Annotated in this window: 18 protein-coding genes and 1 tRNA gene; 14 read left to right on the plus strand and 5 right to left on the minus strand. The window is 68.0% G+C overall.

Translation table 11 applies throughout. From position 1 onward, the window contains the following. Nucleotides 1-82 precede the first annotated feature (82 nt). From OB2597_RS18775 to OB2597_RS18785, 3 genes are all read left to right on the plus strand, one after another. Nucleotides 83-2,374: a glycosyl hydrolase family 28-related protein gene (locus OB2597_RS18775; protein ID WP_040609972.1), complete on the plus strand. Its 2,292-nt coding sequence runs from the start codon at nucleotides 83-85 to the stop codon at nucleotides 2,372-2,374. 74 nt (nucleotides 2,375-2,448) lie between these two features. After that, on the plus strand, nucleotides 2,449-2,751 hold the full coding sequence (locus OB2597_RS18780) for a TFIIB-type zinc ribbon-containing protein (protein ID WP_009807197.1): 303 nt from the start codon (nucleotides 2,449-2,451) through the stop codon (nucleotides 2,749-2,751). Between the two features lie 104 nt (nucleotides 2,752-2,855). Beyond that, a complete protein-coding gene (locus OB2597_RS18785) occupies nucleotides 2,856-3,125 on the plus strand; it encodes a hypothetical protein (protein ID WP_009807198.1) in 270 nt (89 codons plus the stop codon). Nucleotides 3,126-3,133: 8 nt separating this feature from the next. Here OB2597_RS18785 and OB2597_RS18790 read toward each other — a convergent pair whose 3' ends face one another. Next, on the minus strand, nucleotides 3,134-3,757 hold the full coding sequence (locus OB2597_RS18790) for a hypothetical protein (RefSeq protein ID WP_009807199.1): 624 nt from the start codon (nucleotides 3,755-3,757) through the stop codon (nucleotides 3,134-3,136). A gap of 213 nt (nucleotides 3,758-3,970) precedes the next feature. On the opposite strand from OB2597_RS18790, the gene OB2597_RS21570 reads away from it, so the two are divergent. Next, nucleotides 3,971-4,759 (plus strand): DUF3800 domain-containing protein, encoded by a 789-nt coding sequence (locus tag OB2597_RS21570; protein WP_238529736.1) that lies wholly within the window; start codon nucleotides 3,971-3,973, stop codon nucleotides 4,757-4,759. A 14-nt stretch (nucleotides 4,760-4,773) separates the two neighbouring features. Here the strand turns inward: OB2597_RS21570 and uvrB are convergent, their stop codons facing one another. After that, complete coding sequence (gene uvrB / locus OB2597_RS18800) at nucleotides 4,774-6,957, minus strand: excinuclease ABC subunit UvrB (RefSeq protein WP_009807201.1); 2,184 nt, start codon at nucleotides 6,955-6,957, stop codon at nucleotides 4,774-4,776. Between the two features lie 263 nt (nucleotides 6,958-7,220). Between uvrB and OB2597_RS18805 the strand changes: the two genes are divergently transcribed. Next, complete coding sequence (locus tag OB2597_RS18805) at nucleotides 7,221-7,532, plus strand: ETC complex I subunit (RefSeq protein WP_009807202.1); 312 nt, start codon at nucleotides 7,221-7,223, stop codon at nucleotides 7,530-7,532. A gap of 119 nt (nucleotides 7,533-7,651) precedes the next feature. After that, a tRNA-Arg gene (locus OB2597_RS18810) sits at nucleotides 7,652-7,728 on the plus strand. Nucleotides 7,729-7,784: 56 nt separating this feature from the next. Here OB2597_RS18810 and OB2597_RS18815 read toward each other — a convergent pair. After that, the gene (locus OB2597_RS18815; protein ID WP_009807203.1) at nucleotides 7,785-8,690 is read right to left on the minus strand and encodes an AEC family transporter; all 906 of its coding nucleotides are present in this window, start codon (nucleotides 8,688-8,690) and stop codon (nucleotides 7,785-7,787) included. Nucleotides 8,691-8,854: 164 nt separating this feature from the next. Here OB2597_RS18815 and nthA point away from each other — a divergent pair, with 164 nt between their 5' ends. The 6 genes from nthA to prfB all read left to right on the plus strand — a co-directional run bounded on the left by nthA (nucleotide 8,855) and on the right by prfB (nucleotide 15,825). Then, on the plus strand, nucleotides 8,855-9,460 hold the full coding sequence (gene nthA, locus OB2597_RS18820) for a nitrile hydratase subunit alpha (protein WP_009807204.1): 606 nt from the start codon (nucleotides 8,855-8,857) through the stop codon (nucleotides 9,458-9,460). Further along, nucleotides 9,457-10,119, plus strand: coding sequence for a nitrile hydratase subunit beta (gene nthB, locus OB2597_RS18825; RefSeq protein WP_009807205.1), 663 nt, complete (start codon nucleotides 9,457-9,459; stop codon nucleotides 10,117-10,119). The genes nthA and nthB overlap by 4 nt, the downstream gene beginning before the upstream one ends. Then, nucleotides 10,109-10,483, plus strand: coding sequence for a nitrile hydratase accessory protein (locus tag OB2597_RS18830; protein WP_009807206.1), 375 nt, complete (start codon nucleotides 10,109-10,111; stop codon nucleotides 10,481-10,483). The genes nthB and OB2597_RS18830 overlap by 11 nt, the downstream gene beginning before the upstream one ends. Before the next feature lie 140 nt (nucleotides 10,484-10,623). Then, nucleotides 10,624-11,856, plus strand: coding sequence for an N-acetylmuramoyl-L-alanine amidase (locus OB2597_RS18835; RefSeq protein WP_238529737.1), 1,233 nt, complete (start codon nucleotides 10,624-10,626; stop codon nucleotides 11,854-11,856). 103 nt (nucleotides 11,857-11,959) lie between these two features. Further along, entirely contained in the window at nucleotides 11,960-14,473 is a 2,514-nt protein-coding gene (locus OB2597_RS18840; protein ID WP_009807208.1) for a penicillin-binding protein 1A, read from the plus strand. Nucleotides 14,474-14,700: 227 nt separating this feature from the next. Next, nucleotides 14,701-15,825, plus strand: coding sequence for a peptide chain release factor 2 (gene prfB, locus OB2597_RS18845; RefSeq protein WP_009807209.1), 1,125 nt, complete (start codon nucleotides 14,701-14,703; stop codon nucleotides 15,823-15,825). An 84-nt stretch (nucleotides 15,826-15,909) separates the two neighbouring features. Here prfB and OB2597_RS21670 read toward each other — a convergent pair whose 3' ends face one another. Continuing rightward, the gene (locus OB2597_RS21670; protein WP_009807210.1) at nucleotides 15,910-16,062 is read right to left on the minus strand and encodes a hypothetical protein; all 153 of its coding nucleotides are present in this window, start codon (nucleotides 16,060-16,062) and stop codon (nucleotides 15,910-15,912) included. Nucleotides 16,063-16,171: 109 nt separating this feature from the next. Between OB2597_RS21670 and OB2597_RS18855 the strand changes: the two genes are divergently transcribed. Beyond that, a complete protein-coding gene (locus tag OB2597_RS18855; RefSeq protein WP_009807211.1) occupies nucleotides 16,172-16,432 on the plus strand; it encodes a hypothetical protein in 261 nt (86 codons plus the stop codon). Here OB2597_RS18855 and OB2597_RS18860 read toward each other — a convergent pair. Then, nucleotides 16,429-17,220 (minus strand): lytic murein transglycosylase, encoded by a 792-nt coding sequence (locus OB2597_RS18860; protein ID WP_009807212.1) that lies wholly within the window; start codon nucleotides 17,218-17,220, stop codon nucleotides 16,429-16,431. The genes OB2597_RS18855 and OB2597_RS18860 overlap by 4 nt on opposite strands. A 156-nt stretch (nucleotides 17,221-17,376) precedes the next feature. Between OB2597_RS18860 and OB2597_RS18865 the strand changes: the two genes are divergently transcribed. Continuing rightward, complete coding sequence (locus OB2597_RS18865; protein WP_009807213.1) at nucleotides 17,377-18,804, plus strand: amidase; 1,428 nt, start codon at nucleotides 17,377-17,379, stop codon at nucleotides 18,802-18,804. The last annotated feature ends 24 nt before the right edge of the window (nucleotides 18,805-18,828 follow it).

Here is an 18,828-nt window from a genome sequence, read left to right on the forward strand (position 1 = left end):
TCGAGTACCCCTTTTGGCCTTCCAGGGCGGACACCCCCGCCGGAGCGTCACGCCGAAGCAGGCGAAGGAAAAGGGGAAGACGATGAACAAGGCGATCACTGACGGCATCCAGTTCATGCCGACCGCGTTCGAAGACGGTCTCGACGTCTGGTCCAGCGGCGACGGCACCGCCGGGTCCGACACCTACGACGGCGCGGCCAACGCGGCCTATATCCCGGCCGATCAGGATTTCGGCGGATGCCTGGAACTCCTCAAGACCGCCTCGACGCAAAGGCTGCGCTACATGGGGCGCACGCCGATCCTGCCCGGCTGCTATCTGCGCATCCGCATCCGGATCAAGGCCGTCAGCGGCGCGCTGCCCGAGGTGCGCATCGCCGGCTGGGCCGGCAGGGACAACGACAGCCATGTCGGCGGTCTGGTCGAGGCCACGCCGCAGACCGCGCTGGACAGTTACGGAGAGGTCGTCGAGCTGACTGCCATCGTCGGTTCGGGCAACCGGTCGGGCGTCGACATGATCTGGGGGCAGGAGCCGGACTACGGTCATTTCGGCCTCGACCTGGTCGGGCCGACGGGCGGCACGGTCCGCATCGACGACATTGTCATCGAAGACATCACCAGCATCTTTCTGCGGGATATGATGGCCTGGGTCGACGTCCGCGACTATGGCGCCAGGGGCGACGGCACGACCGACGACCTCGCCGCCTTCCAAGCGGCCGACGCGGCTGCGAACGGACGGATGGTCATGGTCCCCGCCGGAACCTATCACCTGGCCGACAGCCTTGCGCTGCAAAGCCGCGCGACCTTCGAGGGGACGATCACAATGGCGACGGACAAGATCCTGTCGCTGCGCAAGAATTTCGATCTGCCCAGCTATATCGATGCCTTCGGCGACGAGGAGCTGGCCTTTCGCAAGGCCTTCCAGGCCCTGCTGAACAACACCGATCACGAGTCGCTCGACATGGGCGGGCGCAGGATCGGGGTGACCGCGCCCATCGACATGCAGGCCGCGGTGCCCAACAAGACGAGCTATGCCACCCGCCGGCTGATCCGCAATGGCCAGTTCGAATGCATCGCCGGCCCCGCCTGGGACACCGTCACCGTGACCTCCCAGGCCACCTACGCCCCGTCGAACCCGCTCAAGCTGACCGGTGTGGCCAATCTCGCGAACATTCCGGTCGGGTCGCTGGTCACCGCCAGCGGGGTCGGGCGCGAGGTCTATGTCCGCGACCGCAACATCGGCGCGGGCGAGATCACCCTGTCGAAACCGCTCTACGATGCGGCGGGCACGCAAACCTTCACCTTTCGGCGTTTTCAGTACCTCCTTGATTTCTCCGGCTTCTCCCGGCTCGACAAGTTCGAGATCTCGGATGTCGAATTCCAGTGCTGGGGCGATTGTTCCGCGCTCCTGCTGGCGCCCACGGGGACGGTTTTCCGCCTGCGCGACAGTTTCATTACCCGCCCGAAGGATCGCGGCATCACCTCGCACGGGTCGGGCTGTCAGGGCATGATGATCGACCGATGCCAGTTCCTGTCGGACGAGAGCGCCAAGCTCGGGCAGGACCGCGTCTCGATCGGGTTCAACTCCAATGCCAACGACCTGAAGATCCGCGACAACCGCGCCATGCACCTGCGCCATTTCGCGGTGGTGGGCGGGGCCAATTCGATCTTCACCGGCAACCATTTCTTTCAGGGCGACAGCGCCTCGAACGCGATCCGGACTGCCGGGCTGATCGTGACCGAGATCTCCGCCCGCATGACATTCACCGGGAACTACGTCGACAACTGTCATATCGAGTGGGCCAACGAACACGACCAGGCGCCGGACTTCGCCTCGGAACTCAGCTTTTCGGCGATGACCCTGACCGACAACATTTTCCTCGCCTCCCACGTGGCGCCCTGGTTCACCTTCATCACCGTGCGGCCGCACGGGCCCGGCCATTTCATCAACGGCATGACCGTGACCGGCAATCTCTTCCGCGTCATCGCGGCCAGCACCGACCGCGTCGAGGCGATCGACACCAGCTTCGCCGACATGGATTACGGAAGGATGAAGAACATCGTCTTCGCGGAGAACAGCTATAATCAGGTCACGACGCCCGTCTCGAACCCGCTGGTGCTGGAGCATGACGAGAATACCGCCGCCCTTGCCTGGACGGTGGACTGCGCGCCGAAACTGCCCTTCGGGGGGTGGGCGCAGACGGTCGAGTCCGTCGTCGCCAGGGGGGCCATCACGACCGCCGCCAACGTCAAGCAGTTCCACATGCCCTATGTCACGACCGAACAGGGCAGCGACCGCGATCAGGTCACGCTCAGATGGCCCCTCGAGGTCCGGGGCACGGTTCTTCTGCGCGTCCGGATGGACAACCCGATCTGACCCGCGGGGCGCCGCCCCTTGTCCGTCCGCCGGACTGGCCCCACATCGGTCCGAGACCAGGAAGGAGACGGCCGATGAAATGCCCGGTGGATGACACGGAACTCTTGATGACCGCACGGCAGGGGGTCGAGATCGACTATTGCCCCAGATGCCGCGGTGTCTGGCTGGACCGCGGCGAGCTGGACAAGATCATCGACCGCCAGACGGCCGAGATCGCCGCCGCCCCTCCCGACCGGCCCCTGCGCGAGGCGCCGCCGCATCAGGCGACGCGCTACCGCGACTATCCCGAGCGGCGCCATGACGACGGCGGCCATTACAAGCGGCCGAAGTACAAGAAGCGCAAGTCGATCCTGGCCGAGATCTTCGATTTCGACTGAGCCGGAGCCTGCGACCGGCGTGGGGTGGCCCCCCCCCAACGGACATGCGGGGGAACGATTTCGCGGGTCGCAGGTTCACGTCCTGTAGAGACAGGAGGTTCCCCATGGAAGACGTCATCCAGGGCATCGGCATGGTCACGTTCGCCATCCTGGCGGTGATCGGCATCGTCGCCGGCCTCGTGGCCGGAAAGATCGCCGGCCGGCACCGGGCGGGCTATGTGCTCCTCGGCCTCCTCGGGGCCGTGGCGCTGCCGGTCGTGCTGGCCGCGCTCGGCGTGCTGGGGCTGGCGGCCGGGGGAGTGATCGCCCTTGTCGTCGTCGCCCTGATCGGCGCCGCGATCGTGCTGGCCATCGGCAAGATGATCTTCGACTGACCCCCCGGCTACCGCTCGCGGCAGACGTAGACGGCCCCGCCGACCGCGACCAGAGCCGTCGCGGTGGCGGGCAGGCCCGCGGCGGTCACGGCCGACCCCAGGAGCGCGGTGATCGAGCCGCGCAGCGCCTCGGACAGGGTCCTGGTGACCAGCGTGTCGCCGCCGCGCAGGATCACGGCGCCCGAGGACCGGCGCAGGAACTCGGCCTCTTCCTCGGTCCCGGGCCGACGCAGCCCGGTCATCAGCGCCGCCGTGTCGGCGGTGTCGTTCACCCTTTCGCAGAAGCTCCGCGTCGGCTCCCTGCAGGCGAGAAAGGCGTCGCGCTCACCTTCGGCGAAGCCGGAATAGGTGCGCGCCTCGCTGTCCCAGACGAGACAGAAGGGCCCGCGCTGCGCGTCGTCCAGCTCGGGCGTGAGGTAGCGCAGCGTGACGAAGGCCGGACAGTCCAGCCCCTCGTGCTCGCCCCGCAGCCATTCCCGGAAGGAGCGGTTGTCCTTCACCCGGTCGTCGTCCGACCGGTAGCCCACCTCGAGCGTCTCGCCCCGGACCGAGGTGGTGCAGCGGTCGAGGTCCTGCGCCTGCGCGGCGGAGGCGGCGGCGACGAAGGCGAAAGCGAGGAGGACGGGCGGCACGGATGGGATCTCCTGACGGTGTGGGCCGAGAGATAGCGGCGGAGGGAGGCGCGCCGCAAATCACGCCTGCGGGAGGGGGCGGGTGCCAAGTTGGAAGTGGGTGGTTAACGGGTCGAACGGATGAAACTCGGGCCGGCGGCACTGTGTGCTTCGGTTCAGGGCCATAGGCTCGGCCACTGGACAAGACCTCAACAAATAACTCTAAATGGTTGCATGAGGTATAAATTTTTCGTTGATGAAAGCGGTCAATCCGGCATCAAGAATATTAGGACTAACGATTCAGGTGGAGCTTCGCCATACATGACCCTTGGTGGCGTGTTGGTACCTGAAGCGCAGCTAAATGAAGTGTCGGATGTTCTGGAGGATCTGGCAAAGGGATTTTCAAAGCCGGACCTCCATTGCTCGAAATTGAATCACAACCAAATTTGCGCATTGGCTCGTGAAGTTTCAAAGCTGAGGATTTTAGCTTTCGGAGTGATCTCCTTGAAGTCCACTCTTAGAGGCTATAGGCGCGAAATCGGTTACAACGACAAGCATTACTACAACAAGTGCGCGCAATATTTGCTGGAAAGGCTTGGCCTTTTCATGAGAAGGAACTGTATCACTGAAGATGACTTGAGCGTGGTTTTCGAGGAAGGAAATTTCAACTATTCCGCACTCAGAACTCTGATCAGCGCCTGTCGCCGAAACCCAATCCGTCCGGCCACCAAAAACTTGGCCAGGGTCAACCCGCAGTCCATTATGGTGCGGGCGAAAGAAGACGAGCCTCTGTTGCAGCTTGCTGACTTAGTTGCTCACAGTTTGTACAAGCTGGTCGATGATTCCCCGAGAATGTACGGTTTGAAGGAAACGAGGTATGTTGACGAGCTGCGCACAAGATTCTTCGCTGACAAGGTAACGTCGAAGATTTTGGGGTTCGGCATTTACGCCGTACATAACCTTGAACAGATCCAGCCAGACTTGGAAGTGAAGCAATTCCTGCAGAATTTAAATAATAGCTGAGCGTCCACCACCCTCTACCGCCCCTTCCGCTTCCTCTGCACGTTCCCGCCCCTTTGCCCCGGCCGCCCCGCCGTCGACCGCCCGCGCGCGCCGACCGCCGCGTCGGCGGCCTTCTCGACCGCCTGCTGCCGCGCCAGCGGGTCGTCGTGCACCGCCAGGTCGACCGCCTCCAGCCGCTTGACCTCGTCCCGCAGGCGGGCGGCTTCTTCGAACTCGAGGTTCTCGGCCGCCTTGCGCATGTCGGCGCGCAGCCCGTCGAGATGGGCCTGCAGGTTCGCGCCCACCATCGGTTTCTCGACCTGCGCAGTCACGCGGTTCATGTCCACGTCGCCCTTGTAGAGACCGGCGAGGATGTCCTCGACGTTCTTGCGGATCGTCGCGGGGGTGATCCCGTGCTCTTCGTTGTAGGCGATCTGCTTTTCGCGGCGGCGCTCGGTCTCGGCCAGGGCGCGCTCCATCGAGCCGGTGATGCTGTCCGCGTACATGATCACCCGGCCCTCGGCGTTCCGGGCGGCGCGGCCGATGGTCTGGATCAGCGAGGTCTCGGAGCGCAGGAACCCCTCCTTGTCGGCATCGAGGATCGCCACCAGCCCGCATTCGGGAATGTCTAGCCCCTCGCGCAGGAGGTTGATCCCGATCAGCACGTCGAACGCGCCGAGCCGCAGGTCGCGCAGGATCTCGATCCGCTCGATCGTGTCGATGTCGGAATGCATGTAGCGGACCTTGATGCCCTGTTCGTGCATGTATTCCGTCAGATCCTCGGCCATGCGCTTGGTCAGCGTCGTGACCAGCGTGCGGAAGCCCTGCGCCGTGACCTTGCGCACCTCGTCGAGCAGGTCGTCCACCTGCATCTTGACGGGACGGATCTCGACCTGCGGATCCAGCAGGCCGGTCGGGCGGATCACCTGTTCGGTGAAGACGCCGCCGGTCTGCTCCATCTCCCAGTTGCCGGGGGTGGCCGAGACATAGATGGACTGCGGGCGCATCGCGTCCCATTCCTCGAACTTAAGCGGGCGGTTGTCCATGCACGAGGGCAGCCGGAACCCGTGTTCGGCAAGCGTGAACTTGCGCCGGTAGTCGCCCCGGTACATGCCGCCGATCTGCGGAATGCTGACGTGGGATTCATCCGCGAAGACGATGGCGGTGTCGGGGATGAACTCGAAGAGGGTGGGGGGCGGTTCGCCCGGCGCGCGGCCGGTCAGGTAGCGCGAGTAGTTCTCGATGCCGTTGCACACCCCCGTCGCCTCGAGCATCTCGAGGTCGAAGTTGGTGCGCTGTTCCAGCCGCTGCGCCTCCAGCAGCTTGCCCTCGCCGACCAGCTGGTCGAGCCGCTGCCTGAGCTCTTTCTTGATGTTGATGACCGCCTGCTGCATCGTCGGCTTCGGCGTCACGTAATGGCTGTTGGCATAGACCCGGATCTGGTCGAACGTGTTGGTCTTCGTGCCGGTCAGCGGGTCGAATTCGGTGATCGATTCCAGTTCTTCCCCGAAGAAGGACAGCCGCCAGGCCCGGTCCTCGAGGTGCGCGGGAAAGATCTCGAGGCTGTCGCCCCTGACCCGGAACGACCCCCGCTGGAAGGCCGCGTCGTTGCGCCGGTACTGCTGCGCCACGAGATCGGCGATCACCTGCCGCTGGTCATAGGTCCCCCCGGCCTTGAGGTCCTGCGTCATCGCGCCGTAGGTCTCGACCGAGCCGATGCCGTAGATGCACGAGACCGAGGCGACGATGATCACGTCGTCGCGTTCGAGCAGGGCCCGGGTGGCCGAATGGCGCATCCGGTCGATCTGCTCGTTGATCTGGGATTCCTTCTCGATATACGTGTCCGAGCGCGGGACGTAGGCCTCGGGCTGGTAATAGTCGTAGTAGCTGACGAAATATTCGACCGCGTTGTCGGGAAAGAAGCCCTTGAACTCGCCATAGAGCTGCGCCGCCAGCGTCTTGTTGGGGGCGAGGATGATGGCGGGGCGCTGCGTCTCCTCGATCACCTTGGCCATGGTGAAGGTCTTGCCGGTACCGGTCGCGCCCAGCAGCACCTGGTCCCGCTCGCCCCCGTCTATCCCGCCCGAGAGCTCGGCGATGGCGGTCGGCTGGTCGCCGGCCGGATCGAATTCGGTATTCATGACAAGCCGCTTGCCGCCCTCGAGCTTGGGACGGGCGCGGACCTCCTCTTGGGTCTCGGGCATGGCGGTGGTTGTCATGGGCGATTCTCCGGTTTCCCAAGATTTGTCGTCGCGCGGGGGGCTTTCAACCCCGCCTCCTGACACGTCATGTCAGGATCCCGTGGCGCCGGGCGCGCGGTTCGGGCGGGCAGACGCCGCCGCGTTCCCTGACGAACGCGCGGCGCCACGGCCCCGGACGGCTGCCGCCGCGCCGCACGGGGGGCGGTCCGGAATTGGCCCCGGCTTCCCTCTTGCCTGAAATCGCGCCATATTCCATAAGCGACCCGACGAAGGAGAGGCCCATGACCGCACGTATCTACCGCCCCGCCCGCAATGCCATGCAGTCCGGCACGGCCAAGTCGCGCGACTGGGTCCTGGATTTCGTCTCGGACACGCGGCGCGAGGTCGATCCGCTGATGGGCTGGACCTCGAACGACGACACCCAGGCGCAGGTCCGGATGCGGTTTCCGACCAGGGAGGCCGCCGTGGAATATGCCCGCGACCACGGGATCGACGCCGTCGTGATCGAGCCGCACAGCCGCAAGCCCAACGTCCGCCCCGGTGGCTATGGCGACAACTTCGCCACCAACCGCCGGCTCGTCTGGACACACTGAGGCGCGGAACTGACCGGACCCGCGCCGGTGCCGCCGATCCGCAAGCGCACGGCCCCGGCCGGCCGCGGCCCGCACCGCCCTTGCCAAGCGGCCCCCAATCAAGGAAAACCCGCAACAGCGGTCCCTTAGCTCAACTGGATAGAGCAGCTGACTTCTAATCAGCAGGTTTGGGGTTCGAGTCCTCAAGGGATCGCCATTTCTCAGGGTCTTGTGCCGCAGGTGCCCGGGCCGCGGCCTGTGCCGCAGGGCCCCTCATGACCCGAAGACTATCAGCACGACCGGCAGGGTGAGCACCGAGGCCAGGGTCTGCGAGGTCACCAGGCCGGCCATCAGGGTGCCGTCGCCGTTCAGCTGACGTGTCAGCACATAGGCGGTCGGGGCCGTGGGAATGGCCGAGAAGATCACCAGCACGAGGGCCTCTTCCGGCTCGAGGCCGATCCCCCGGGCGACGAGGGCGGCCAGCATAGGCATGGCCAGCAGGCGGATCGCCCCGGTCCCGGCGAGGGCCGGGAGGTCGTGTCGCAGGGCCGCGGGCCGCAGCGCGGCGCCGACGCAGAGCAGGCCCAGCGGCAGGCTGCCCTGTCCCACCAACTGCAGGAACCGGTCGGCGCCGAAGGGCAGGCCGATCCCCGTCACCGACAGGACGAGCCCCGTCACGCAGGCGAGGATCAGCGGGTTGCGCGCCACCGCCCGGATCACCAGCCGCGGTGTCCTCAGGATGCTGCCCTCGGAGAGCGCCATGATGGACAGCAGGTTCACCACCGGAACAGAGATGGCGAGATAGACCGCGGCCCTCTCGAACCCGCCCGACCCCAGAAGGCTGGCCGTGATCGCCAGCCCGAGATAGGTGTTGAAGCGCACCGTCCCCTGAACCACGGGGCCGAACCGCGCGGCGGGCATCGGCCGCACCGCCCGGAGGAGCGCCAGCAGCGCCGCCGCCGCGACCACGGTGGCGACCGCCGCCCCGCCGAGCCGCAGCAGCGCCGGATCCCGCACCGGAGCATCCGCCAGGCTGGCGACGAGCAGGGCCGGGAACAGGATGAAATAGTTGACCCTTTCGGCCGCGGGCCAGAACCCGGCCTCGGGAAAACCGCTGCGGCGCAGCACGAAGCCGAGGCAGATCAGCGCGAAGAGGGGCCAGATCGTCAGGACGAGCAACGGAGGGCCTCGTGGTGGGGGCGGGGGCCCCGCCGGCCGGGCGCCGGCGGCCGGTCCTGCATAGGGCCAGTCGGGCGGGGGCGCAACGGCACGCGCGCGGCCGGTGCGTGCATTGCCAAGCCGCGCGCCCTGTGATCCTCTTCCCCGAGAGGGAGGACCAGGCGATGCCCCACGACCACGACGACCACAGCCATCTGGATGAAGAGACCGCCCGGGTCATGGCGCTCGAGAAGCTGCTGATCGACAAGGGGCTGGTCGATCCGGCGGCGCTCGACCGGATCCTCGAGACCTACGAGACCGAGATCGGCCCGCGCAACGGCGCGCAGGTCGTCGCGCGGGCCTGGACCGATCCGGCCTTTGCGCAGGCCCTGCGGGACGACGCGACCGCCGCAATTCACGGCATGGGATTCGGCGGGCGGCAGGGCGAACATCTCACGGCGGTGTTCAACGCGCCCGAGACCCACAACATGGTCGTCTGTACCCTCTGCTCCTGCTATCCCTGGTCGGTGCTGGGCCTGCCGCCGGTCTGGTACAAGTCCACGCCCTACCGCTCCCGCGCGGTGAGCGAACCCCGCGCGGTGCTGGAGGAGTTCGGCGTGACCCTGCCCGGGACCACCGCCATCCGCGTCTGGGACAGCACGGCCGAGATGCGCTATCTCGTCATCCCGATGCGCCCCGCGGGCACCGACGGCTGGAGCGCCGAGGCGCTCGCGCCGCTGGTGACGCGGGACGCGATGATCGGCACGGCCCTGATCGGGGCGCAGCGATGAACGGGCCGCAGGATATCGGCGGCCGTCACGGGTTCGGCCCGGTGCGGCCCGACCCGGACGAGCCGCTCTTTCATGCGCCGTGGGAACGGCGGGCGATGGCGCTCACCGTCGCCGCGGGCGGGACCGGCCAGTGGACGATCGACGAATCGCGCTTTGCCCGCGAGGATCGCGACCCGGCGGAATATTATGCCCTGAGCTACTACCAGCTGTGGATACGCGGGCTGGAGCGCCTGTTGCGGGACAAGGGCCTGGTCACGGCGGCCGAACTGGCGGAGGGCAGGGCGCGCGACCCGTTGCCCGAGGGCGTCGCCGCGCTGCCGGCCGACCGGGTGCGGTCCGCGCTGATGCGGGGCACCCCCTATGACCGCGACCCCGGCGACAGCACGCCGGCCTTCGCCTTCGGACAGCGCGTGCGCGCGCGCAACCTCCAGCCGCGCGGTCATGTCCGGCTTCCGGGCTATGTGCGCGGCGCGGCGGGGCGGATCACGGCGGTGCATGGCTATCACGTCTTTCCCGACACCAGCGCCCAAGGCGACCGCGAGACGGCGCACTGGCTCTACAACGTGACATTCGCCGCGCGGGACCTGTTCGGCGCGCGGGCGGGGGCGCGGGACGAGGTGTCCGTCGATCTGTGGGAGCCCTATCTCGATGCCCTCTGAGCGCATGGGGATCCCCGGGCTCACCGGGCCCGAGCCGCCGCATTTCTTCGCGCCGTGGCAGGCGCGGGCCTTCGCCCTCACCCTTGCCCTGCACGAGAGCGGAGCCTTCACCTGGCGGGAGTGGGCCGCGGCGCTTTCGGCCCGCATCGGCCGGGCCGAACCCCTGCCCGGGCGCTCGGGTTCCGAAGCCCATGCCGAGAGCTATTACCGCGACTGGCTGGCCGCCCTGTCGGATCTTCTGACGCACAAGGGCCATGCCGATGCCGCGACGATCCGCGAGATGGCGGAGGTCTGGCAGCGCGCCGCCGGGAACACGCCGCACGGCACGCCGATCCGGTACGAGGCGGGGCTGGACCGGGCCTAGAACCGAGCGGCGGGGGCAGGGACCCCGTTTCCAATCCGCGCCGCCTGGCCTAGACTGGGCGCAGCAAGCCATCCGGCAGTTTGACCGGGCAGGTTGGTGGCAGTTTCGCGGCCAGTTTCAGGATCACTTTCGGGGCAGGAATGAGCAGACCGGCACGTTTTCTCTGTGCGCTCGCCGCGATGGCGGCGATGACCCTCGGTGCGGCTGGCGGCACGCTGGCGCAGGGCCTGTCGGCCCTAGCCCGCGTCGCCCCGGGGGGCACGGCGATCACCGACGAGGGGCGCGGCATCCGGGTGGAACTGGCGCTGTCGCAGGGCGTGCCCTGGCGCATGTTCGCCCTGGCCGATCCCGAGCGCCTGGTCATCGACCTGCGCGAGGTGGACTGGACCGGGCTCGACCGCGACGAGGCGCTGCGGAGCGACCGGGTCACGGATCTCCGCTTCGGCACCTATCGCCCCGGCTGGTCGCGCATGGTGCTGACCCTGGCCGAGCCGCTGGCGCTGGACCGCTCGGCCATGCGCATCGACCCCGACACCGGGCGCGCCACGATGATCGCGCGGTTCGTCCCGACCGACGCGGCCGGTTTCGCCGCGACGGCGGGCGCGCCGCGCGATCCGCAATGGGACCTGCCCGAGCCGGGCCTGCCGCCGGCGCCGGCCGGGGACGACGGGGTTCTGACGGTGGTCATCGACCCCGGCCACGGCGGTGTCGACCCCGGCGCGGTGCGGGGCGAGCTGATGGAGAAGACCCTGATGCTCGACCTCGCGCAGGCGTTGCGCGAGGCGCTGATCCGGCAGGGCGACACGCGCGTCGTCCTGACCCGGAGCGACGACGTCTTCGTGCCGCTGGAGCGCCGCGTCTCGATCGCGCACGAGGTCCGGGCGGATCTCTTCATCTCGCTCCATGCCGATGTCCTGCCCTACGGGCGGGCGCATGGCGCGACCTTCTACACCCTGGCCGACACCGCATCGGACGAGGCCTCGGCCAAGCTCGCCGAACGTCACGACCGCGACGACCTGCTGTCGGGCGTGGACCTGACCGGCAAGGACGACGTTGTGGCGGGCGTGCTGATGGACCTGGCCCGGCAGGAGACCGCGCCGCGCGCCCGGGCCCTGTCCCGCGCCCTGCAGCAGGCGGTCAAGGCGGCGGAGGTGCCGCTGAACTCCCGCCCGCACCGGGCGGCGGATTTCTCGGTGCTCAAGGCCGCCGACATCCCCTCGGTGCTGATCGAGGTCGGCTACCTTTCATCCGAGCGCGACCGGCGGAACCTGTCGGACCCCGCCTTCCTGCCGCGCATCGCCGACGCCATCCGCGACGGCATCCTGACCTGGCAGGCCGAGGACGCGGCGCTGCAGCCCCTCGTGCGCCAGTAGCCGGGCGGCGCGTCGGCACAAGACCGCGCGCGACTGGCGCCATCGTGTTTTGACCCCCCGTGTCCGCGCGCGTATATGATCGGGGAATTCGCAAGGGGCCGGCATGATCAGATTCGTACTCTCTTTCTTCGGGGCGATCTTCAGCTTCGTCACCCTCGGCGCGGCCGTCATCGCGCTGAGCATCGGTGCCGTCTTCTGGGTCTACGGCCGCGACCTGCCCAGCCACGAAAGCCTGGCGCAGTACCAGCCCAAGACGATCAGCCGGATCTATTCCTCGGAAGGCAAGATCATCGACGAATTCGCGGTCGAGCGCCGCCTTTTCGCCCCGGCGGACGAGATCCCCGATCTGGTCAAGCACGCCTTCATCTCGGCCGAGGACAAGAACTTCTACACCCATGGCGGCTACGACACCCGCGGCATGGTGGCGGCGGCCGTCGATGCGGTGCGGGGCGGACGACTGCGCGGGGCCTCGACCATCCCGCAGCAGGTGGTGAAGAACTTCCTGCTCAGTTCGGACCGGTCGGCGGAACGCAAGATCAAGGAACTCATCCTCTCGGTCCGGCTCGAGAACACGCTCTCCAAGGAGAAGATCCTCGAACTGTACCTGAACGAGATCTACCTGGGCCAGAACAGCTATGGCGTGGCGGCGGCCGCGCAGACCTATTTCAACAAGGCACTGTCCGAACTGACCGTGGCCGAGGCCGCCTATCTGGGCGCCCTGCCGCAGCGCCCCGCCGAGACCCACCCGGTGCGCGACCGCGACTTCGCGATCTCGCGCCGGAACTACGTGCTGCGCGAGATGTACGAGAACGGCTATATCGAAGAGGCCGTCTATGAACGCGAGATCGAGGCGCCGCTGCGCACGGTGCAGAACGGCGATTTCGAAAGCTATCGCGCCGAGCGCCCCGACCGCGACTATTTCACCGACGAGATCCGCCGCCAGCTGTCGCGCGACTTCGGCGAGGGCGAGTTCTTTACCGGCGGGTTCACCGTTCGGGCGACCCTCGACCCCGAGATGCAGGTCCTCGCCGCCGCCTCTCTGCGCCGGCAGCTCGAGCAATACGACCGCGGCCTGGGCGAATGGAGGGGCACCGGCAAGCGGATCGACCCCGCGCAGCTGACCACGGAAGAGGACTGGCGCGATGCGCTGTCCGATCTGCGCGTGGCACGGGACATCGACCTGGACGGCAAGTGGCACCCGGCCGTCGTGCTCGGGGTCGAGGACCAGCAGCTGCGCCTCGGCATCGAGGGCGTCGAGGAGACCGAGGCCGAGCCCTTCGTCGTGCCCCGCAACGACATCGCCTGGCTGCGCGGCGACTTCCACGACAATTTCGAGGTCGGCGACGTGGTGCATGTGCGCCGCATGACCGAGGACGATGACGGGTCGTTCATTCGCTGGACGCTCCGTCAGGTGCCGGGGGTGCAGGGCGGCTTCATGGCGATGGACGTGAACACCGGCCGCGTGATCGCGATGCAGGGCGGGTTCTCGTATCAGCATTCGGTCTTCAACCGCGCCACCCAGGCCAATCGCCAGCCGGGGTCGAGCTTCAAGCCCTTCGTCTACGCCTCGGCGCTGGACGTGGGCTATACGCCGGCGACGATCATCATCGACGCCCCGATCGAGATCGACACGCCCCAGGGCCTGTGGCGCCCCACCAACGCCTCGCACCAGTACTATGGCCCGACGCCGCTGCGCACCGGGATCGAGCGGTCGCGGAACCTTATGACCGTCCGCCTCGCCCAGGAGGTGGGGATGGACACGGTGGCGGACTATGCCGAGAAGTTCGGCGTCTACGACAACATGGGGCCCTATCTCGCCAATGCGCTCGGCTCGGAGGAGACGACGCTCTACAAGATGGTCTCGGCCTATGCGATGTTCGCCAACGGCGGCGAGCGCGTCGAGCCGACGCTGGTCGACCGGGTGCAGGACCGCTATGGCCGCACGATCTATCGCCATGACCAGCGCACCTGCACCGACTGCACCGACCCGACGATCCCGCGCAGCCGCTCGCCGCGCATCCTGTCGGACCGCGCGCGGGTGATGGACGCGATCACCGCCTATCAGCTGACCTCGATGCTGCAGGGCGTGGTCGAGCGCGGCACGGCCTCGGCCTCGGTCAACCTGCCGGTGCCGACCGCCGGCAAGACGGGCACGACCAACGACGCCAAGGACGTGTGGTTCGTGGGCTTCACCTCGAACGTGGTGGCGGGCTGCTACATCGGCTACGACGATCCCAGGCCGCTGGGCCGGGGCGCTTCGGGCGGCGGGTTCTGCGGCCCGGTCTTCCAGCGCTTCATGAGCGAGGCGATCAACAAGTACGGCGGCGGCAAGTTCAAGATCCCGCCGGGCGGGCATTTCATCAAGATCGACCGTTTTACCGGCGCGCGCCTGCCCGACAGCGCCTCGGGGCCGAACGTGGTGGCGGAATATTTCCGCGACGGCGAAGAACCGATCTTCGGGGTGAGCTTTGACGGCGGGTTCGCCATGGGTTCGGACCTGCCGCTATTCGACGAGGCGCGCGGCGGCGCGCGCGAGGTCACGACCTCGACCGGCCGCAAGGCGGTGGTGGGGCCGAAGGCGAGCTTCGGCACCATGTCCTCGGGCGGATTGTATTGATCGCGGCCGGACAGGGGGCCGCCTTGTCCGGTGCGTGAACCGGCCTGCGCGGCCCGGCGGGGCGTGTACCCACCCTGCGGGAGCTGGCGGTTGCCCCCCGCGGGAGCGGGGAGGATCGGAGCCCCGCGATCCGAAGCGGAGGGCGGCGGCGGCGGACCCGTTCCCTCCCTTGTCCGTCGCGCGCCTTCGCGGTATCACGCGGCACTCAACGAAAGAACGGATCCGACATGCGCGCCGAGACACAGACCATCGTCTCCGACATCGAGAAATCGCTGGAGCTTCTGCGCCAGCGGATGAACTGGGAGACCGCGCAGCACCGGCTCGAGGAATTCAACGCGCGGGTCGAGGACCCGAACCTCTGGGACGATCCCGAAAAGGCGCAGGCGCTGATGAAGGACCGGCAGGCGCTGGTCGACTCAATCGCCGTGCACGACAGCATCCGGCAGGAGTTGTCGGACAATGCCGAACTGATCGAACTGGGCGAGATGGAGGACGACCAGGAGGTCGTCGCCGAGGCCGAGACCGCGCTCCGGGCCCTCAAGGAGCGCGCCGCCGAGAAGGAACTCGAGGCGTTGCTGAACGGCGAGGCCGACAGCAACGACACCTTCCTCGAGATCAATGCCGGTGCCGGCGGGACCGAGGCCTGCGACTGGGCGCAGATGCTTCAGCGGATGTATGTCCGCTGGGCCGAAAAGCGCGGCTACAAGGTCGAGCTTCAGTCCGAGGAACCGGGCGCCGAGGCGGGTATCAAGTCCTGCGCCTACAAGATCACCGGCCACAACGCCTATGGCTGGCTCAAGAGCGAATCCGGGGTGCACCGGCTGGTCCGCATCTCGCCCTTCGGCAAGGGCACGCGCGAGACATCCTTCGCCTCGGTCTGGGTCTATCCGGTGGTCGACGACAATATCGACATCGACGTGAACCCGGCCGATATCCGCATCGACACCTACCGCTCCTCGGGCGCGGGCGGTCAGCACGTGAACACCACCGACTCGGCCGTGCGGATCACCCACCATCCCACGGGGATCGTCGTGACCTCGTCCGAGAAGTCGCAGCACCAGAACCGCGACATTGCCATGAAGGCGCTGAAATCGCGGCTCTACCAGCTGGAGCTCGACCGGCGCAACGCCGCCATCAACGAGGCGCACGAGAACAAGGGCTCCGCCGGCTGGGGCAACCAGATCCGGTCCTACGTCCTGCAGCCCTACCAGATGGTCAAGGATCTGCGGACGGAGCACGAGACCTCGGACACGCAGGGGGTTCTCGACGGGAACCTCGACGGGTTCATGGCCGCGACGCTTGCGATGGACGTCAGCGGCAAGTCCCGCGCCGAGGCCGCCGCCGAGGGCTGACGCGGCCGCCAGCGGTCGGAAAGCGATGGCGCCGATGCCCGGGCCGCGCCGATGCGGTGCGCGGGAGGCTCGCTCGGGCGGGCGCTATTCCGCCGCCGGCCGGATCGCCGCCGGGTCCATGATCGTCCCGCCGATGGTGGACCGGCCCGAGGGGATGATCCTGGTCCGCACCCATGTCTTGTCGCGCATCGCCTCGCCTTCGGCCTCGACCATCGCCTCGGTGACCTTTTGGATCATCTCGTGGTGCTGATCCTCGCTGAAGACCCGGCGGGAGGACCGGACCTACTGGCTGCTGATCCGCCTCAATGCCGAACCCGATCTGTGCAGCGTCGATCCCGAATTCGACATGGGTCTCTACATCCACGCCGGTCTGCGCGCGCTGACCAGCGCCTGGATCGGCGCTTCTAGCTTTGCCGCCCAGATCGACGCCGGGCGCATCGAGATGCCGGGCGGCGCTGCGCTGGCGGCATTCCTGACGAAATGGATGCTGCGCAGCAGTATCGCGAATTGCGACACAAGGTCGGGCAGGGGAGGGACCGACGGCGCTGGGGCCGACACGGCGTCACCCGACGCAACAGGGGCCGACGGGCCGACCGCGGGGCGTTAGCCGTCGATCCGGGCGGCCGCGATGGCGATGGCCTGTTGATAGACGGTGGCGGCGTTCCATTCGTTCAGCACGCGGAAATTGCGCGTGCCCTCGGCATAGGGGCGGCCGGGGCGCCAGCCCTTCTGCCGCAGGAAATGCGCGGTCGAGACCATCGCGTCCGAGAGGTTGTAGAGATCGACCCGGCCGTCGCCGTTCCCGTCGCGCCCGTACTCCAGCACGTTGCCGGCGAGGAACTGGGTATGCCCGATCTCGCCATGCGCCGCCCCGATCGCGTTCGGGTCGAGCCAGCCGCGATCCACCAGCTTGAGCGCCGCGATCAGGTGGCCCGAGAAGAAGTCCGACCGCCGGCAGTCATAGGCCACCGTCGCGTTGGAGCTGAGCACGTGGTACTTGCCGAAGCCCGAGCCGAAGCCGCTCTCCATCCCGTGGATCGCCAGCAGGATCCCGGCCGGCACCCCGTAGATCCGCTCGATCGAGGCGTAGAAGGCGGGGTTCGCAGCCTTGCGCTTGCGCCCGCCCGACACGATGGCGTCCACCCCCCGGATGCGCATGAAGTCCTGAAGCGAATAGCGCACGCCGGTCTGGCGCCGGTCCGCCGCGATGGTGCCCTGGGAATAGCGTACCCCGGCCAGCGCCTGCAGGCCGCGCTGTCCGACACCGGCCCGCGCGGCCTCCTGCGCGAAGGCGGCCTTCCAGGTCTCGAACCCGCGGGAGGTGTCCCCGCACGGGGCGGCCACGGACTGTCCCGCGGCCAGCGTCAGTATCAGGGCGAGGGCGAGGCGTCGCATCGGCAATCTCCGGGTTCCGGGTGACTCGCCCTCAGACTACCCGCGGCGGCCGGATGCGCCAAACCCTTCGTACCCCGCGGATTTCTTCCTATGGCGCGCTCCGCCGCGACGGGTAAGATGGCCGGAACGACGCGGGACACAAACGGGGGACCAGGCATGACACTGACCGATCTCGATGCGGCAGAGCTTCTGTCCGGACTGGCGGAGAGGGAGATCACGGCCCGCGAGGCGATGCGTGCCTGCCTCGACCGGATCGCCGCGGTGAATCCCGGGATCAACGCCGTCGTGGCCCTGCGGGACGAAGCGACGCTGATGGCCGAGGCCGAGGCCGCCGACAGGGCCGGCCCCAGGGGGCCGCTGCACGGCCTGCCGATCGCCATCAAGGACAGCGCCAACGCCAGGGGCATCGTCTCGGCCTTCGGGTCGCCGATCCTCAAGGATTTCCGGCCCGCGCAGGACGACCTCTACGTCGCGCGCATCCGCGCCGCGGGGGCCATCATCATCGGCAAGACCAACACGCCGGAATTCGGCCTGGGCAGCCACACGCGCAACCCGGTCTACGGCGCCACCGGCAATCCCTATGATCCGGGGCGGTCGGCGGGCGGATCCTCGGGCGGCGCGGCGGCGGCGCTGGCCACGCGGATGCAGTGGCTGAGCGACGGGTCGGACATGATGGGCAGCCTGCGGAACCCGGCGGGCTGGTGCAATGTCTACGGGTTCCGCCCGAGCTATGGTCTCGTGCCCGGCGAAGAGGAAAAGGAACTCTTTATGAGCCCCGTCGTCACGTCCGGCCCGATGGCGCGCTCGCCCGGGGATCTCGCGCTTCTGCTGGACGTAATGGCAGGGGCCGCGCCGGGCGTGCCCTTCTCGCATTCCGGTCAGCGCTACAGCGGCCACCTGCAGGCGGACGTCAGGGGCCGGCGGATCGGCTGGCTGGGCAACTGGGGCGGCGCCTGGCCGATGGAGGAAGGGGTTCTGGACACCTGCGAGGCCGCGCTCGCCACCTTCGAGGACCTGGGGTGCGAGGTCGTCGCGCTCGACCCGCCGTTCCCCGCCGCGGATCTCTGGCAGGCCTGGCTCGACCTGCGCGCCTTCGCCGTCTCGGCCGGCCTCGGTCCGTTGTACGACAATCCCGATCAGCGGCCCCGGCTTCGCGCGGAAGTGATCTGGGAGGTCGAGCGGGGGCGCGCCCTCGAGGCCGTCGCGATCCAGCGCGCCAGTGCGATCCGCTCGGCCTGGTTCCGCAAGACGACCGCCCTGTTCCGAGAGGTGAACGCCCTGGTCATGCCGACGGCGCAGGTCTGGCCCTTTCCCCTGGACTGGAACCACCCCGTCGAGATCGCGGGTCAGCACCTGGACACCTATCACCGCTGGATGGAATGCGTCATCCCGGCCTCGATCGCGGGCCTGCCGGCCATCGGCGTACCGGCCGGGTTCGGCGCGGCCGGACTGCCCATGGGTCTGCAGCTGGTCGGGCCCTATCGCGGTGATCTGGGGGTGCTGCAACTGGCGCAGGCCTGGCACGATGCGACGGGCTGGCCAGCCCGCCGGCCGCCCGCCGACCCGCCGCGCGAAACGGCCTGACGAGCGGGACCGGACGGCGCCGGC

This window comes from Pseudooceanicola batsensis HTCC2597 (assembly GCF_000152725.1).
Classification (GTDB): domain Bacteria; phylum Pseudomonadota; class Alphaproteobacteria; order Rhodobacterales; family Rhodobacteraceae; genus Pseudooceanicola; species Pseudooceanicola batsensis.

Coding starts and splice junctions, on each gene's coding strand:
- prfB (WP_009807209.1), top strand. CDS start 14,701: ATGCGCGCCGAGACACAGACCATCGTCTCCGACATCGAGAAATCGCTG.
- OB2597_RS18860 (WP_009807212.1), bottom strand. CDS start 17,220: ATGCGACGCCTCGCCCTCGCCCTGATACTGACGCTGGCCGCGGGACAG.
- OB2597_RS18855 (WP_009807211.1), top strand. CDS start 16,172: ATGGGTCTCTACATCCACGCCGGTCTGCGCGCGCTGACCAGCGCCTGG.
- OB2597_RS18775 (WP_040609972.1), top strand. CDS start 83: ATGAACAAGGCGATCACTGACGGCATCCAGTTCATGCCGACCGCGTTC.
- OB2597_RS18830 (WP_009807206.1), top strand. CDS start 10,109: ATGCCCTCTGAGCGCATGGGGATCCCCGGGCTCACCGGGCCCGAGCCG.
- OB2597_RS21570 (WP_238529736.1), top strand. CDS start 3,971: ATGAGGTATAAATTTTTCGTTGATGAAAGCGGTCAATCCGGCATCAAG.
- uvrB (WP_009807201.1), bottom strand. CDS start 6,957: ATGACAACCACCGCCATGCCCGAGACCCAAGAGGAGGTCCGCGCCCGT.
- OB2597_RS18835 (WP_238529737.1), top strand. CDS start 10,624: ATGAGCAGACCGGCACGTTTTCTCTGTGCGCTCGCCGCGATGGCGGCG.
- OB2597_RS21670 (WP_009807210.1), bottom strand. CDS start 16,062: ATGATCCAAAAGGTCACCGAGGCGATGGTCGAGGCCGAAGGCGAGGCG.
- nthA (WP_009807204.1), top strand. CDS start 8,855: ATGCCCCACGACCACGACGACCACAGCCATCTGGATGAAGAGACCGCC.
- OB2597_RS18865 (WP_009807213.1), top strand. CDS start 17,377: ATGACACTGACCGATCTCGATGCGGCAGAGCTTCTGTCCGGACTGGCG.
- OB2597_RS18780 (WP_009807197.1), top strand. CDS start 2,449: ATGAAATGCCCGGTGGATGACACGGAACTCTTGATGACCGCACGGCAG.
- OB2597_RS18805 (WP_009807202.1), top strand. CDS start 7,221: ATGACCGCACGTATCTACCGCCCCGCCCGCAATGCCATGCAGTCCGGC.
- nthB (WP_009807205.1), top strand. CDS start 9,457: ATGAACGGGCCGCAGGATATCGGCGGCCGTCACGGGTTCGGCCCGGTG.
- OB2597_RS18840 (WP_009807208.1), top strand. CDS start 11,960: ATGATCAGATTCGTACTCTCTTTCTTCGGGGCGATCTTCAGCTTCGTC.
- OB2597_RS18785 (WP_009807198.1), top strand. CDS start 2,856: ATGGAAGACGTCATCCAGGGCATCGGCATGGTCACGTTCGCCATCCTG.